The following is a 16,491-nucleotide window of genomic DNA, read 5'->3' on the forward strand; positions in this document are numbered from 1 at the left end:
TTTTTGATAATTAAGGAAATATTTAATATTAGTTTACGCTTGTGGGGCTTGGATGGGGTATTTTACCTCAAATTTAGCCGATCGTGTTGCTACCTGTTTAGCATTATGTTCAATTACGTTCATCGTTGTGATAAATCACATCAATATTATTATAATTAAAACAATTTATATCTCGTTCACTATCGGTCAATCTTCTGGAGGAGTATGTGGCTATAAGTAAATGGCAGCATTTTATAATGACTGTTAGTCTGGCTTCTGTTATTGGAATGGCCCATGCAGATTCTCTGGAAGCGCAACGGAAGCGCTATCAGGCAATAAGACTCGCGTGGGATACGAAAAATATGGCAGAAGTTGATCGGTTGATGCCAACATTAAGGAATTACCCTCTGTATCCTTATCTGGAGTATCGCCAATTAGTTCATAACCTGAAACTTGCTTCTCCTCAGCAAGTTCGCCACTTCATGACCACTTACCCGACCTTGCCACCCGCTCACTCTCTGTCATCCCGATACATCAACTCCCTGGCAAGTGACGGAGATTGGTATGGCATTCTGGCATTTAGTCCCAATGCACCCAATACCGTAGCAGCACGTTGTAATTATTACTTTGCTAAGTGGGCAATCGGAAACCAGAAAGTTGCCTGGAAAGGCGCTAGGGAAATTTGGTTACGTGGCAGCTCATTACCCGATGATTGCGATAATTTGTTGAATGTCTGGGAACGCTCCGGGCACTTATCCGTAAGTTTAATATTACAGCGTATCGAGTTAGCAGTAGAGGAGAATAATACAACCCTCGCGAGTTATCTTATCAAGCGCTTGCCTTTGAATTATCGCAATTTAAAAACTCATTTACTGAAATTGCAAAGTGATCCTGCAACTGTTGAACACTTTGCCAGGACAATAAGACCAACTGACTTCACCCGTTCCATGGTCACCAATGCTTTTTCTCATTTTGCCCGTAAAGATGCTGAGCAGGCCAGACTCAGTCTCACCTCCATTGCACGGGCACAAAAAATGAATAACCTGGAAAGACAGAGATTAAAGGACATCGTGGCATGGCAATTAATGGGGGATATTACACCAGAGCAAGCAAAATGGCGGGATAATGCAATACAAGGTTCACACTCCAGCGCCCTGATTGAACGCCGTACTCGTTTGGCACTACGGGATGCCGATAAAAAAGGGCTGGCGGAATGGTTAAACTTATTACCTAAAGATGTCCTGCAAAAAGATGAATGGCGATATTGGCGTGCGATTGTCCTGCTGAATACAGGTAAGAAGAAGGAAGGAGAGGCCATATTACGTCAGTTAATGGAGCATCGTGGTTTCTACCCCATGGTAGCAGCACAGAAATTACATATGCCCTATCCTCTGGTGATCAATAAGTCAGAAAGACCTGATGCTTCCATCACGAAGTTACCGCAAATTAAACGGGTGCGTGAATTAATGTATTGGCATATGGATGATCTGGCCCGCTCAGAATGGATCAACTTAGTTTCTTCACAAAACAGCACTAAACAAGAACAACTGGCTCGTTATGCTTTTGAGCAAAATTGGCCTGCGCTGAGTGTTCAGGCAACGATCGCCGGCAAGATGTGGGATCATCTTGAAGAACGTTTTCCTTTAGCGTGGCAAAATGAATTTGCTCACTTCACTTCAGATAAAAGTATTTCACAAAGTTATGCAATGGCTATTGCACGACAGGAAAGTGCATGGGATCCACAAGCCCAGTCTTCAAAAGGAGCGAGCGGATTAATGCAACTGATGCCCAAAACGGCAGAACATACGGTAAAGAGCAAAAAAATTAATGGCTATGTCAGCAGCAGCCAATTAATGAACCCGACCATAAATATCAAAATTGGAACTGCATATCTGGAATCGATATATCAGAGTCTTGGTAATAACCGTATTCTCGCCAGTGCTGCCTATAACGCAGGCCCCAGAAATGTCGAACGTTGGTTAACCAATAGTGCGGGAAACATTGATGCTATCGCTTTTATTGAAAGTATTCCTTTTTCTGAAACACGCTCTTACGTCAAAAATGTGCTGGCTTATGATGTGTTCTATCATAATTTTATGGGAAAATTATCTAATGTATTGACTGATGCTGAATGGCAAAGACGTTACTAATTTCAGATCTAATTGTGATATGATTTTGTACTAGTTAAATAGTATGGCTATAAATTATGACACAAAATCATTTGATTGACCCGGCACTTTCCCCGGAAGATAGCGATGACTGGCTTGCTTTTGTCAAGTTATTACAAACGGCATTTGAACAAAATTTGCAACATCAAATTTTACAGTTATTATTGACCCCCGATGAACGTACAGCGTTATCAACCAGAGTTCGGATTATTCAAGAGTTGATGCGTGGACAAATGAGTCAACGCGAACTCAAAAACGAACTTAGTGTTGGGATTGCAACAATCACTCGTGGCTCAAATAGCTTGAAATCAGCGTCAGCTCACGTCAAAGAGTGGTTGGAGACGCAGTTATTGAAGTAAATCAGCTATGATAATAGCTGTTCTGACGATATCTGTTTTGGCAATGGCGGTTAAGTAATCAGTAACAGAGGCCATATCATTATGGCCTCCGGTAGCTATGCTATTGTCATTATGCCATTAAGGTTGATTGTTCAATTCTTTATAAATTTCATGATGGATAGGAACGAGAGCCAGTATCAGTGCCTGACGGTAAACACTAGTACGAGTCAGGATGCCATTGGTGAAAAAGCCAATGGCCCCACCTTTTTGTTTGATGTTATCAACACCAGTCAGATAAGCCATTTCGTGACCAAGCTCACGTCCCTCACGAATGCCTTCCAGTACCTTTTCAGGCAGCATCAGACTGGCAGAACGCGATTCACCCCGGATTTGCTTATACTCGATAACCATCCAGGCAAAAGTCATGTCATCTTCGATTCCGGCTTCAACACCGACCCAGAAATCGGCTTCCGGCCGAACCTGACGAGCTGCCATAACCCGATGGCGAGCGCCAGTACGAGTTTCGGTATTACCCATTGGCTGTTGAGGGACACTACTGTCTACATTGACATCTTCTATACGGTATGTTCCCGCGCCAAAAACATCATCAAATGCAAGGCTAATCGCTTTTATTTTCGCAGGGTTAGTTGTTGCAGCAATAACATGATACATAATAAATAAGTAATCCTTTGAACTATTTCATGATGCAGTATAACGGAAAATAACTATGTTACAGGTATATCTTGTTCGTCATGGCGAAACAGAATGGAACGTGGCTCGTCGTATTCAAGGGCAATCTGACAGCCCATTGACTGAAATTGGGCGGCGTCAGGCACTTTTGGTAGCACAAAGAGTGCAGTCAGAGAACATTACACATGTTATCACTAGTGACCTTGGTCGAACACGCGAAACCGCAGAAATTATTGCAAAAGCCTGTGGCTGTGAAGTGATATTAGAGCCACGCTTGCGGGAAATAAACATGGGTATTCTGGAAAACCGTGAACTGAGTTCCCTGACACAAGAAGAAGAATCCTGGCGCAAAAGTCTTGTCGATGGAACACCAGAGGGACGGATACCAGAAGGTGAATCAATGAACGAGGTATGCAGTCGTATGCGTGCAGCACTGGAAAGCTGTCTTGACCTACCAGCAGGAAGTCGTCCTTTACTGGTGAGTCATGGCATGGCGTTAGTCAGTCTGATTTTCTCTATTTTGGGATTACCAGCCAACTCTGAACGTCGCCTACGGCTGAGGAACTGCTCTATCTCAAGGGTAGATTATCAGGATAGTCCATGGCTGGCTTCTGGTTGGATTGTTGAAACAGCGGGCGATATCACACATCTGAATATGCCCGCATTAGATGAACTACAAGGCTAACGTTGAATTGGGATGAGGTACTCAAACTCCACAACATGGCTTTGGGACTCATCTTCCAACTTCTTCCTTTCAAGATTAGTAAGATAGTATCGCTCGACATCGTATCCCTTCCTACGAGTGATATTCAGTTGGGGTAAACAAACAGTATAGATATTGAAGAGAAACTCATTGAGATGATCTTCTTTACCAAAATAACTGAATGAAATGTACTCCCCTCCGGGTAAAACAACCGGCTGACTATCTTTGGTGTCAAAAGTCGCATATTCCGGTTCTATTGCAGTGGTATAAAAAACCGTCTGCTCATCATCATGATCTGTACTGATAGTGGAATGATACAATCCATACAATTTAGGAGGTAAAATTTCAGCATGTTGCAGATAGAAAACCCAAAAGTTATTGCGCATCTCCGTACAGGCTTTTGACCATTGTTCCAATGTATAGGTGCAGGTATGCTCAGTACCGATAAGTAATTTATCTTCCAACGTCACAAACTTATGTTCAGGTAACGGTTTATTATCCAACATAATCGGAGGACAAATCCCGGTAGCACACCACTCTTCACTTCGGCGGTAAGAGGCCGGTGTCCGGTTGAACTGTTTTTTGAAAGCTCTGGTAAAAGTTTGTTGAGAATCAAAACGATATTGCAGAGCGATGTCCAGAATGGGGCGACCGGTTATACGCAATGCAATGGCAGCCTTGGATAACCGTCTGGCACGAATATAGGAGCCAATAGCTCGTCCCGTAACATCCTTAAACATGCGCTGTAAGTGCCACTTGGAATAACCTGCTTTTGCTGCAACATTATCAAGGGATAGTGGACGATCCAGATTATTATCCAACCAATGCAGCAGATCTCGAATGATGTTGGTTTGATCCATACATCTCCCTAATTCATCAAGACAAAAAGAAAACCATACAATTTTAAGATAACTAAATGTTTAGAAAAATTTTCAGAATGAAAATGTTATATAGATTGATAATTAGCACCTATCATTTCCAAACTCTAAGATGGCTTTAACTACCTGATTTTTTTATCCACCAAGCATACTGTCGTTTTCACAACACAGTCCTTTTCCCTGTCATGACAGCAACACCTATTGTAAAATTACCCAAAGCAGCTATTTTCATTGAATTTCCTAATTTGACAAGAATTCTTCCTGACATAAGAAAGCAGAATATTGTGGCACAATCACAACAGATAAAATCTGACATCAAATTAAACAAGATAAATCTTGGAATAAGCTAATGGCAAATCTGTTCATTTGTCAAGCTTACCTTTAGGCCATTACCAATAATGGGTGATAAACAACAGTTATACCCTATGAAATTTTCTATAAAGAAAACATGTTTTGTATATCTTTGAGAAAGCATGAGCATCCGTAAAAGCAGATTTAAAACATACTCTTTACTCGTTTTGAATGTATATTCAGCTATAATGCCATGTTTTTCTTCATAGATACATTAACTTTGAAAATGCCTTTGCAAAAGCCATTGATTCGCATTATATGTCAATGATAGATATTTTCACCGTGTTTATTTAATTAAAGTGGACTAAATATGGTAACAATTAAGAAAATAGTGATTGCTGTTGCCCTACTCTGTTCTCCGGTGATCCTGCACGCCGAAGAGATCGGATCTGTTGATACCGTGTTCAAACTTTTTGGGCCAGATAACAAAATAGTGATAGAAGCTTTTGATGATCCCGATGTTAAAAATGTAACTTGCTATTTAAGCAGAGCTAAAACAGGTGGAATTAAAGGCGGTTTAGGATTAGCAGAAGATACTTCTGACGCCGCGATCTCCTGTCAGCAGGTCGGGCCAATCGAACTGGCAGATAAGATCCTTAATTCACCGAAAAAAGGGCAAGTCGTTTTCCAGAAAAGAACATCGTTGGTATTTAAAAAACTTCAGGTTGTCCGTTTTTACGATCCAAAACGTAATACACTGATCTACTTGACTTATTCCGACAAAGTCATTGATGGTTCACCTAAAAATGCCATCAGCGCCGTACCAATTATGCCGTGGAAAGAGTAGAGCAACCAACGAAACCGCAGCCTAAAAAAAGAATAGCTATTAAAAAGCCCTGAACTCCCTTAAGTATTCAGGGCTTTTTGTTGATATCGTATTTTTAAAATAAAGATTTTTATAAATACAATAAATGGCGGAAACAAATATTAGTCTTCCAGATCACCACAGAAACGATAACCTTCACCATGAATAGTGGCAATAATTTCTGGGGTATCCGGTGTCGATTCGAAGTGTTTACGAATTCGACGAATAGTAACATCTACAGTACGATCATGTGGCTTCAGTTCACGCCCGGTCATTTTTTTCAACAGCTCTGCACGAGTCTGAATTTTTCCCGGATTCTCACAGAAGTGGAGCATCGCACGAAATTCACTGCGTGGCAGCTTATAGTGATCTCCCATTGGGTTTACCAGTGAGCGACTATTGATATCCAATTCCCAACCATTGAATTTATAACTTTCAACTTGACGGCGTTCTTCACCTGAATGGCTCAGATTCATCGTACGGGAAAGCAAGTTCCGCGCACGAATAGTTAACTCCCGCGGGTTGAAAGGCTTGGTGATGTAGTCATCAGCACCAATTTCAAGCCCAAGTATTTTATCCACCTCATTATCACGCCCAGTTAAGAACATCAGGGCAACATTTGCCTGCTCACGTAATTCACGGGCAAGAAGCAGCCCATTTTTGCCTGGCAGATTGATATCCATAATCACTAAGTTGATATCGTTATCTGACAAAATATTGTGCATTTCTAAGCCATCATTGGCTTCATAAACAACATACCCTTCAGCTTCAAAAATACTCTTTAAGGTATTGCGTGTGACAATTTCGTCTTCAACAATCAAAATGTGCGGGGTTTGCATGGTTGCTACCTAAAAATCGCTAAAAAAACAGAGCCTGTATGACATAAGCTGTTATTATTAAAAGTAAAAATCCCACTCTCGCTCTGGATTACAGAAAACGCAGCTCATGTCTAAAAAATGTTGTTGATATGTTTTACGCTAAAAGCATTTATTGCTTCTCTCTGAAGGTACATACCCGAAAACCCATCTCAGCAGGGGCTATATTAGTCTATTAACAGCAATATAACAGCTAGTAATGCATTTGCCCTCTAAAAAAACCAACTTTTGTTGATACATATCAAAATCAATTGTAGCACGATAACATTATTTGTAATTGTTAATTTAAAATTAACCATTTTGTTATTTATTTGAAAAATTAATGTTAATTATTTGCTATGTTGCCTCTAATGCTTAGAGAGATCAACCCAGCACTTAAATGTTAAAATTAGCGTGTTTTATCATAAAGATGAAATAATTACAAAATATGTTTTTTATAAAATTAAATGCTGATAAAAATATTTCAAACCAGATAATGGCTCAATTATCGAATCATATTTTGAACGATTACAACACAGAAAATGATGTTTTTTTCCACAATAATTTTAAAAATTATTTGACTTCAACCACAGTTTCCTTTAACCAATAGGGGTCACAGAATAAAAAGACAGACAGGAAACCATGCGCTACATTAGCCCGAAAAATACAATTACTGCAAACACAATTACTGCTAAAACAATCACTACGATTACCACCGGAACCACGAGTTACGGTGCGGGCTGACGCGTACAAATAAAATAGTAAAAAGCCCGTATCCCACAAGATACGGGCTTTTTTTTGACACTTTTTTTAACAGAAAGTCAGGAGAGAAATACCAATGCGAGTACTAAAATTTGGGGGCACTTCAGTCGCAAACTACCAACGCGTACTGAGTGTGGCTGATATCGCTGAAAGTGAACTATCCCTTGGGCAAGTCGCCCTGGTTCTTTCTGCACCCGCAAAAATTACAAACCACTTAGTAGCGATGATAACCAAAACGGTTGCAGGACAAGACATTGTTTCCAATATGAGCGATACCACCCAAATCTTTACTGATTTGTTGTCGGGATTAAAAGAACATCAGCCAAATTTCGATTATGAACATCTGAAAGGTGTTATAGAGCGTGAACTGGCTAATCTAAAGCAAACCCTGCATGGTATTTCTCTGTTAAAACAGTGCCCGGACAGCATTAACGCAGCCTTGATTTGCTGTGGTGAAAAATTATCCATTGCTATTATGTCCGCCGTACTACAAGCTCGCGGACATCAAGTATTTGTTATCGATCCGGTTAAAAACCTTCTTGCTCACGGACACTATCTCGAATCCACTGTTGATATCCACGAATCCACCAAACGTATTGCAGCACTGAATATTCCTTCTGACTCTATTATCCTGATGGCAGGCTTCACTGCGGGTAATGATAATGGTGAACTGGTTATTCTTGGGCGTAATGGCTCCGATTATTCGGCCGCAGTGCTGGCAGCGTGCTTACGTGCGGATTGCTGTGAAATCTGGACTGACGTAGATGGTGTTTATACCTGTGACCCACGGTCCGTCTCTGATGCCCGTCTATTGAAAAGCCTGTCCTATCAGGAAGCAATGGAACTTTCCTATTTTGGTGCTAAAGTCCTTCATCCCCGCACTATTGCGCCTATCGCTCAATTCCAGATCCCTTGCCTGATTAAAAATACCGCCAATCCTGATGCGCCAGGAACGTTCATTGGTGAAGGACAAAAAGACGAAAGTATGCTTATCAAGGGCATCACTAACCTGAATCATATGGCAATGATCAACGTTTCAGGCCCCGGCATGAAAGGTATGGTCGGCATGGCAGCAAGAGTATTTGCCGTTATGTCCCGCTCAGGCATTTCTGTTGTGCTGATTACACAGTCTTCATCAGAATACAGCATCAGTTTCTGTGTACCGCAAAAAGAGTTGAACAGAGCACAAAAAGCACTGACAGAGGAATTTTATCTGGAATTGAAAGATGGCGTGCTTGATCCCATTGATGTGATAGATAATCTCGCCATCATTTCTGTGGTTGGTGATGGAATGCGCACACAACGTGGCATCTCTGCCCGTTTCTTCTCAGCATTGACCCGTGCCAATATTAACATCATCGCTCTTGCTCAAGGTTCATCGGAACGCTCTATTTCCGCAGTCATTGACAATGATGCTGCTACAACGGCGGTTCGTCTCTGTCACCAAATGCTGTTTAATACCGCTCAGGTGGTTGAAGTGTTTGTTGTCGGTGTGGGCGGTGTGGGCAGCGCATTGATTGAACAAATCCGCCGCCAACAATCATGGCTGAAACAAAAACATATTGATCTACGCGTCTGTGGGATTGCCAACTCGCGGGCTATGCTAACAGATATGCAGGGCATCAGTTTAGATAACTGGCAACAGGCTCTGTCAGAAGCCAGTGAGCCTTTCAGCCTGAGCCGGTTGATCCGGCTTGAAAAAGAGTATCATCTCCTGAACCCGGTGATTGTAGACTGTACATCAAATCAATCCATTGCCGAACAGTATGCCAGCTTCCTGAGCGATGGCTTCAACGTTGTCACACCGAATAAAAAAGCCAATACACTTTCAATGGCCTATTACCGAGAAGTCCGTCAGGCGGCTGGAAAGTCAAAGCGTAAGTTCCTGTATGACACCAACGTAGGCGCAGGATTGCCTGTCATCGAAAACTTACAGAATTTACTGAATGCCGGGGATGAGTTAGTTCAGTTTAACGGTATCCTGTCAGGTTCTCTGTCTTATATTTTCGGTATGCTGGATGAAGGTATGACACTTTCGCAAGCAACGTTGCTGGCAAAAGAAAAAGGCTTTACGGAACCCGACCCACGAGATGATCTATCAGGTATGGATGTTGCACGTAAGCTATTAATTCTGGCACGTGAATCTGGCTATGAACTGGAATTGGAAGATATTCATGTCGAGCCCGTTTTACCGACATCATTTAATGCCAGTGGTGATGTCAGCAATTTTCTGCAACGTTTACCACAGCTAGATCTGGAATTTAATCGCCGGGTTGCAGATGCCGCAGAGCAAAAAAAAGTGTTGCGCTATGTCGGCATTATTGAACAAGGCCGTTGTATGGTGAAAATTGCCGCAGTCGATGGCAATGATCCGCTTTATAAAGTCAAAAATGGCGAAAACGCACTGGCTTTCTATACCCGTTATTATCAACCAATCCCACTGGTGCTGCGTGGCTACGGTGCAGGGAATGATGTGACGGCAGCAGGTGTTTTTGCTGATATATTACGCACTCTGTCATGGAAATTGGGGGTTTAATGGTGGTCAGGGTTTATGCGCCTGCCTCTATCGGTAACGTTGGGGTTGGTTTTGATGTGCTTGGCGCGGCAGTTTCTCCTGTTGATGGTTCACTGCTTGGGGATTGTGTCTCTGTCAGTGCAGCAGAAAGTTTTACTTTAAGTAATGAAGGGAAATTTATCGGCAAACTACCTGAAAATCCGAAACATAATATTGTCTACCAATGTTGGCAGCTCTTTTGCCAGCGACTGGATAAAGAACTGCCTGTTGCCATGACACTGGAAAAAAACATGCCGATTGGCTCTGGATTAGGTTCCAGTGCTTGCTCAGTAGTTGCCGCATTAGTGGCATTAAATGAGTATGCAGGCCGTCCTTTTGAGCGTAGTCAATTACTGGACATGATGGGGGAATTAGAAGGACGAATTTCCGGTGGTGTGCATTATGACAACGTTGCACCGTGTTATTTAGGTGGGTTGCAATTAATTCTGGCTCAGGAAGATAGCATTTGTCAGTCAATCCCCGCATTTGATGATTGGTTATGGGTGATGGCATACCCCGGCATCAAGGTTTCGACATCAGAAGCACGCGCAATTTTGCCGGCTCGCTATTCCCGCAGCGATATTATTAACCATGGCCGTTATTTTGCAGGATTCATTCACGCCTGCTACACCCAACAATCTGATTTAGCGGCTAAATTGATGAAAGATGTTATTGCCGAACCTTATCGCACACAGCTTCTACCCGGTTTTGCCAATGCACGTGACGGCGTAAAAAAACTGGGTGCTCTGGCATGTAGCATCTCTGGCTCTGGCCCAACATTATTTGCGATTTGCAATGAGATGGCGATAGCGAAAGAAGTCGCCCAGTGGCTGCAACACCATTACGTACAGAATGACGAAGGTTTTGTTCATATTTGCCGTCTGGATCTCGCAGGCGCACGACAGGTAGGGTAACAATGAAACTATATAACTTAAAAGACAATCACGAGCAGGTCAGTTTTTCACAGGCAGTTAAACTAGGATTGGGGAAACAACAAGGATTGTTCTTCCCACAGGATTTACCTGAATTCAGTCGTGCCGAAGTTGATGAATTATTAAAACTGGATTTTGTCAGCCGCAGCCAGCGTATTCTTTCTGCATTTATTGGCGATGAAATTCCTACTGAACAACTGGCAAAACGCGTTAAAAATGCTTTCAATTTTCCTGCTCCCGTATCAACTGTCGAAGATGACATCGCTTCACTGGAGCTTTATCAAGGCCCGACACTGGCTTTCAAAGACTTTGGCGGCCGTTTTATGGCTCAAATCCTTGCACAAATTGCAGGAGAACAACCAGTCACTATTTTGACTGCGACTTCCGGTGATACCGGGGCGGCTGTTGCTCATGCCTTTTATGGCTTAGAGAATGTACAGGTGGTGATCCTCTACCCAAAAGGAAAAATCAGCCCATTACAGGAAAAACTGTTCTGCACATTGGGTGGCAATATTCACACTGTCGCTGTTCAAGGTGATTTTGATGCTTGTCAGGCGCTGGTTAAACAATCTTTTGATGATGAAGAACTGAAAGAAGCTTTGTTCCTCAACTCTGCGAACTCAATTAATATCAGTCGCCTACTGGCACAAATTTGCTATTACTTTGAAGCCGTTGCACAGATACCCGCAGAAAAACGCGAACAGTTGGTAATTTCCGTGCCTAGCGGTAACTTTGGCAATCTGACTGCGGGCTTACTGGCAAAATCAATGGGATTACCGGTAAAACGTTTTATCGCAGCAACCAATGTTAACGATACTGTTCCCCGTTATCTGGCCGAAGGCACATGGCAACCGAACCAGACCGTTGCCACTCTCTCCAATGCGATGGATGTCAGTCAGCCAAATAACTGGCCGCGTATTGAAGAACTTTTCCGTCGCCAAGGTTGGTCACTCAGTGAACTGGGCAATGGTGTTGTAGATGACAATATCACTCAAAGCACAATCCAGGAATTAGCGGCCAAAGGCTATATTTCCGAACCTCACGCAGCTATTGCTTACCGGGTATTACGGGATCAATTGCAGGAAGGTGAATACGGACTGTTTTTGGGAACGGCTCATCCCGCCAAATTTAAGGAAAGCGTGGAAGCAATCCTCAGCCAGCCATTGCCGTTACCACAAGAGCTGGCCGAACGTGCAGATATGGTATTGTTATCCCACGTCCTGCCTGCTGATTTCGCCACCTTACGCGAATTCCTGATGGAAAGAGCACCGAAATAAGTCGCATTTGTCACTCCACAATGACTTGTGGAGTGGCCTTTATCACGGTTGTTCAGGGCGTTTAAACACCAATTCATTGCTTTTAGAAAGAGACTCATCAAAAGCATATCCTTCCAGGTTAAACTCCACCAACCGTGCTGGATCGGTCAGTTGGTTTTGAATAATAAAGCGGCTCATTAATCCACGGGCTTTCTTAGCGTAGAAACTGATAACTTTATATTTGCCGTTTTTTTCATCCAGAAAAACCGGCTTGATAATGTTGGCTGACAGCTTTTTGGTATTTACCGATTTGAAATACTCATCAGAGGCCAAATTAATCAGAACATCATCACCTTGTTGTTCCAATGCAGCATGTAAATTTTCCGTAATACGATCCCCCCAGAATTTATACAAATCTTTACCACGAGGGTTCGCCAGTTTGATACCCATTTCCAAACGATAAGGCTGCATCAGATCGAGAGGACGCAAGACCCCATACAATCCAGATAAAATTCTCAAATGAGTTTGGGCAAAATCAAAATCGGCATCTGAGAATGTTTCTGCCTGCATACCGGTATAGACATCCCCTTTGAAAGCAAGGATCGCCTGACGAGCATTTTCCGGTATGAAATCGGGTTTCCACTCACCAAAACGGGCTACATTCAATCCCGCCAGTTTATCGCTGATACCCATCAGGCTACTGATTTGTGCGGGTGTTAATGTGCGGCAGACATCAATTAACTGTTTTGACTCCTCCAGCAAAGCTGGTTGACTATACTTTTCTGTTGCAAGCGGACTTTCATAATCGAGCGTTTTGGCTGGTGAAATAGTAATAAGCATGATTCTGTTCCAAATTTCTGAATAGTTTTCTCAATAATCGCGGCTTTTCCACTTCAATTTAGCAAAATTAACCTGAAAAAGGGGAATAACAACGATAGAATTTTCCGACCTGACGAGCTGCGCTTGACCATGTTATTATCACGAGATGGCGAGGCAACTGTGCCAAAGATTTTACGTATAACGATGAGATATTAACCATGACCGATAAACTGACTTCCCTGCGTAAACTGACAACAGTAGTAGCAGATACCGGGGATATCGCGGCAATGAAATTGTATCAGCCGCAAGATGCAACAACTAACCCTTCCCTGATTTTGAATGCTGCACAGATCCCTGAATACCGCCAACTGATTGATGAAGCCATCGAATGGGCTCGTCGTCAGAGCAACTCCCGTGAGCAACAAGTTATTGATGCCAGCGATAAATTGGCAGTTAACATCGGTCTGGAAATTCTGAAACTGATCCCTGGCCGCATTTCCACTGAAGTTGATGCCCGTCTCTCTTATGACACCGAAGCCAGTGTTGCGAAAGCAAAACGTCTGATCAAACTGTACAACGAAGCGGGTATCGGCAATGACCGTATCCTGATCAAACTGGCTTCCACCTGGCAAGGTATCCGTGCTGCGGAGCAACTGGAGAAAGAAGGTATCAACTGTAACCTGACTCTGCTGTTCTCTTTTGCACAAGCGCGGGCCTGTGCAGAAGCGGGCGTTTACCTGATCTCCCCATTTGTTGGCCGTATTCTTGACTGGTACAAAGCAAATGGCGATAAAAAAGAGTTCGCGCCACACGAAGATCCGGGTGTTATTTCTGTTTCTGAAATTTACCAGTACTACAAAGAACATGGTTACAACACGGTTGTTATGGGAGCAAGCTTCCGTAATTCCGGTGAAATTCTGGAACTGGCCGGCTGTGACCGCCTGACTATTTCTCCTGCATTGCTGAAAGAGCTATCTGAAACAAAAGGCGAAGTTGAATGCAAACTGGGCTATGAGGGCGAAGTTAAGCCTCGTCCAGCACCAATGACTGAAGCTGAGTTCTACTGGGAACACCATCAGGATGCGATGGCAACCGAAAAACTGGCGGAAGGTATCCGTAAATTCGCTATTGATCAGAGCAAACTTGAGAGCATGATCGCTGATCTGCTGTAATCTTGAACAATCTGCTATTTTTTATTCTATAAAGGCGACATAATAATGTCGCCTTTTTCACTATTTTTTGCTGTTTTTATTTTTTACTGTTAATTGAGGTTCGTATGAATCTATTACGCATTGGCCTCGTATCTGTTTCTGATCGTGCTTCAAGCGGTATTTATCAGGACAAAGGTCTGCCTGCATTGGAAGAATGGCTAAGGAAAGCAGTCACCACGCCTTTCAGTATCGAAGCCCGACTGATCCCGGATGAGCAAATTCTGATTGAGCAGATCCTGTGTGAATTAGTCGATGAATTAGGCTGCCATCTGGTACTGACTACCGGGGGAACAGGCCCTGCCCGTCGTGATGTGACACCAGATGCAACATTGGCAATTGCTGATCGTGAAATGCCCGGATTTGGCGAGCAGATGCGTCAAATCAGTCTGCAATTTGTACCAACAGCAATTTTATCTCGTCAGGTCGGTGTGATCCGCAACCAGGCGTTGATCCTTAACTTGCCCGGACAACCAAAAGCTATTGCAGAAACACTGGAAGGGTTGAAAGATGACAACGGCAAAGTTTTAGTACCAGGAATTTTTGCCAGTGTGCCCTATTGTATTCAACTATTGGATGGCCCTTATATCGAAACGGATGAAACCGTTGTGGCCGCTTTCAGACCCAAAAACGCGCGCCGTTAATCCCTGGTTCCCTGTGTTCAGTAGCTGATTTCCGGCCATTAATACTCGGTGATTAGTGTACGGTTGTCAGCAAGCACACCTTAAAAAGGTTCTGGATAACATCAGAACCTTTGAAAAAAATCTGTTCCAGTAGCTCAGGTCAGACTGCCACCATGAGTTTCAATAACCTGCTTGTACCAATAGAAGCTTTTCTTACGGCGTCGTTCCAGTGTTCCTGTTCCCTGTTCATTCTGATCAACATAGATGTACCCGTACCGCTTGGAAATCTCGCCCTTTGAGGCACTGACCAGATCAATCGGCCCCCAGCTTGTATATCCCATAACCTCCACCCCATCTTCAATTGCTTCCCTGACCTGCACAAGGTGGTCATTAAGATAATCAATGCGATAATTATCCTGAATACTGCCATCAGCTTCCACGGTATCTTTGGCTCCCAGACCATTCTCAACAATAAACAGTGGCTTTTGATAACGATCCCACAATAAATTGAGTAAGGTACGCAAACCGACTGGATCGATCTGCCATCCCCACTCTGAACTGGATAGGTGTGGGTTCGGGATCATATTCAGGATATTACCCTGTTTTTTCTGATATTCAGATTCATCCCCTGATGTACAGCCACTCATGTAATAACTGAATGAGATAAAATCAACCGTATTTTTCATTTCCTGCTTATCTTGTTCAGTTATTGTTACCTCAATGCCATTTTCGCGGAAATAGCGCAGCATATAGCCGGGATAAGCACCACGACACTGTACGTCACCGAAAAACAGCCACTTCTGATTTTGCTGGAGAGTTGCCAGTACATCATCTGGTCTACACGTCAATGGATACACCAGGTCACCCAATAACATATTGCCAATTTTGGCATCAGGAATAATCTGATGGCACAGTTTCACCACACGAGCACTGGCTACTAATTGGTGGTGGATGGCCTGATAGATCTCTGATTGTGTGCTGTTTTTAGGTAATCCGACGCCTGTTAGTGGTTCATGCAGTGACATATTGATTTCATTGAACGTCAGCCATAACTTCACTTTTTTCCGATAACGGGTGAAGACGGTGCGGGCATAGTGCTCAAAAAAACCGATCAGCTTGCGATTACCCCATCCACCGTATTTTTTGACCAGTGCCCACGGCATTTCATAGTGGGACAACGTGATCAATGGCTTAATCCCATATTTCGCCATTTCATCGAATAACTTGTCATAGAATGCCAGCCCTGCTTCGTTAGGCTGCGTTTCGTCGCCTTGAGGAAAAATCCGGCTCCATGCAATCGACGTACGCAAACAGGTAAAACCCATTTCAGCAAACAGTGCAATATCTTCGGGATAGCGATGATAAAAATCGATAGCAATATCTTTAAGATACCGTGTGTTATCACTCTCTCGCTCAGTGGCAGGTCCCATAATACCCTGCGGTTGAACATCGGATGTTGAAAGCCCTTTTCCATCGGTTAGGTAAGCCCCTTCAACCTGATTGGCAGCAACTGCACCACCCCATAGAAAATGTGTTGGAAACGGTTTCATGCGGATCTCCTCTTTGGGCAC

At 43.1% G+C, this 16,491-nt stretch carries 14 protein-coding genes and 1 other annotated feature; of the genes, 9 read left to right on the plus strand and 5 right to left on the minus strand.

All coding sequences use genetic code 11. The features are described from left to right. Positions 1-212: 212 nt before the first annotated feature. The gene (gene sltY, locus AAC852_RS18615) at positions 213-2,129 is read left to right on the plus strand and encodes a murein transglycosylase (protein ID WP_340622334.1); all 1,917 of its coding nucleotides are present in this window, start codon (positions 213-215) and stop codon (positions 2,127-2,129) included. Positions 2,130-2,185: 56 nt separating this feature from the next. Further along, positions 2,186-2,506, plus strand: coding sequence for a trp operon repressor (gene trpR, locus AAC852_RS18620; RefSeq protein WP_340622275.1), 321 nt, complete (start codon positions 2,186-2,188; stop codon positions 2,504-2,506). Positions 2,507-2,623: 117 nt separating this feature from the next. Here the strand turns inward: trpR and yjjX are convergent, their stop codons facing one another. Then, complete coding sequence (gene yjjX, locus AAC852_RS18625) at positions 2,624-3,157, minus strand: inosine/xanthosine triphosphatase (RefSeq protein WP_340622276.1); 534 nt, start codon at positions 3,155-3,157, stop codon at positions 2,624-2,626. A 55-nt stretch (positions 3,158-3,212) separates the two neighbouring features. Between yjjX and gpmB the strand changes: the two genes are divergently transcribed. Further along, positions 3,213-3,860, plus strand: a complete 648-nt coding sequence (gene gpmB, locus AAC852_RS18630; protein WP_340622277.1) for a 2,3-diphosphoglycerate-dependent phosphoglycerate mutase GpmB — start codon at positions 3,213-3,215, stop codon at positions 3,858-3,860. On the opposite strand, the gene robA is transcribed toward gpmB, so the two are convergent. Further along, on the minus strand, positions 3,857-4,738 hold the full coding sequence (robA, locus tag AAC852_RS18635) for an MDR efflux pump AcrAB transcriptional activator RobA (RefSeq protein ID WP_340622278.1): 882 nt from the start codon (positions 4,736-4,738) through the stop codon (positions 3,857-3,859). The genes gpmB and robA overlap by 4 nt on opposite strands. A 679-nt stretch (positions 4,739-5,417) precedes the next feature. Here robA and creA point away from each other — a divergent pair. Next, positions 5,418-5,894 carry a protein CreA gene (gene creA, locus AAC852_RS18640; RefSeq protein ID WP_340622279.1) on the plus strand — a complete coding sequence of 159 codons (477 nt, stop codon included), beginning with the start codon at positions 5,418-5,420 and terminating at the stop codon, positions 5,892-5,894. 140 nt (positions 5,895-6,034) lie between these two features. On the opposite strand, the gene arcA is transcribed toward creA, so the two are convergent. Next, positions 6,035-6,751 (minus strand): two-component system response regulator ArcA, encoded by a 717-nt coding sequence (gene arcA, locus AAC852_RS18645; protein ID WP_047679140.1) that lies wholly within the window; start codon positions 6,749-6,751, stop codon positions 6,035-6,037. Between the two features lie 699 nt (positions 6,752-7,450). Beyond that, positions 7,451-7,567: a sequence feature (Thr leader region), on the plus strand. Positions 7,568-7,604: 37 nt separating this feature from the next. Here arcA and thrA point away from each other — a divergent pair. The 3 genes from thrA to thrC are packed head-to-tail and all read left to right on the plus strand — an operon-like array spanning position 7,605 to position 12,291. Continuing rightward, on the plus strand, positions 7,605-10,064 hold the full coding sequence (thrA, locus tag AAC852_RS18650) for a bifunctional aspartate kinase/homoserine dehydrogenase I (RefSeq protein ID WP_340622280.1): 2,460 nt from the start codon (positions 7,605-7,607) through the stop codon (positions 10,062-10,064). A 2-nt stretch (positions 10,065-10,066) separates the two neighbouring features. Then, positions 10,067-10,996: a homoserine kinase gene (gene thrB, locus AAC852_RS18655; protein WP_479715110.1), complete on the plus strand. Its 930-nt coding sequence runs from the start codon at positions 10,067-10,069 to the stop codon at positions 10,994-10,996. 2 nt (positions 10,997-10,998) lie between these two features. Continuing rightward, complete coding sequence (thrC, locus tag AAC852_RS18660; protein WP_340622282.1) at positions 10,999-12,291, plus strand: threonine synthase; 1,293 nt, start codon at positions 10,999-11,001, stop codon at positions 12,289-12,291. 42 nt (positions 12,292-12,333) lie between these two features. Here thrC and yaaA read toward each other — a convergent pair whose 3' ends face one another. Further along, on the minus strand, positions 12,334-13,110 hold the full coding sequence (gene yaaA, locus AAC852_RS18665) for a peroxide stress protein YaaA (RefSeq protein ID WP_340622283.1): 777 nt from the start codon (positions 13,108-13,110) through the stop codon (positions 12,334-12,336). A gap of 197 nt (positions 13,111-13,307) precedes the next feature. Here yaaA and tal point away from each other — a divergent pair, with 197 nt between their 5' ends. Then, positions 13,308-14,261, plus strand: a complete 954-nt coding sequence (gene tal / locus AAC852_RS18670; RefSeq protein WP_340622284.1) for a transaldolase — start codon at positions 13,308-13,310, stop codon at positions 14,259-14,261. 104 nt (positions 14,262-14,365) lie between these two features. Beyond that, a complete protein-coding gene (mog, locus tag AAC852_RS18675; protein WP_340622285.1) occupies positions 14,366-14,941 on the plus strand; it encodes a molybdopterin adenylyltransferase in 576 nt (191 codons plus the stop codon). Between the two features lie 134 nt (positions 14,942-15,075). Here mog and AAC852_RS18680 read toward each other — a convergent pair whose 3' ends face one another. Next, a complete protein-coding gene (locus tag AAC852_RS18680; RefSeq protein ID WP_340622286.1) occupies positions 15,076-16,470 on the minus strand; it encodes a glycoside hydrolase family 1 protein in 1,395 nt (464 codons plus the stop codon). Positions 16,471-16,491: the final 21 nt, after the last annotated feature.

Source organism: Xenorhabdus siamensis, from assembly GCF_037996745.1.
Lineage (GTDB): Bacteria > Pseudomonadota > Gammaproteobacteria > Enterobacterales > Enterobacteriaceae > Xenorhabdus > Xenorhabdus indica.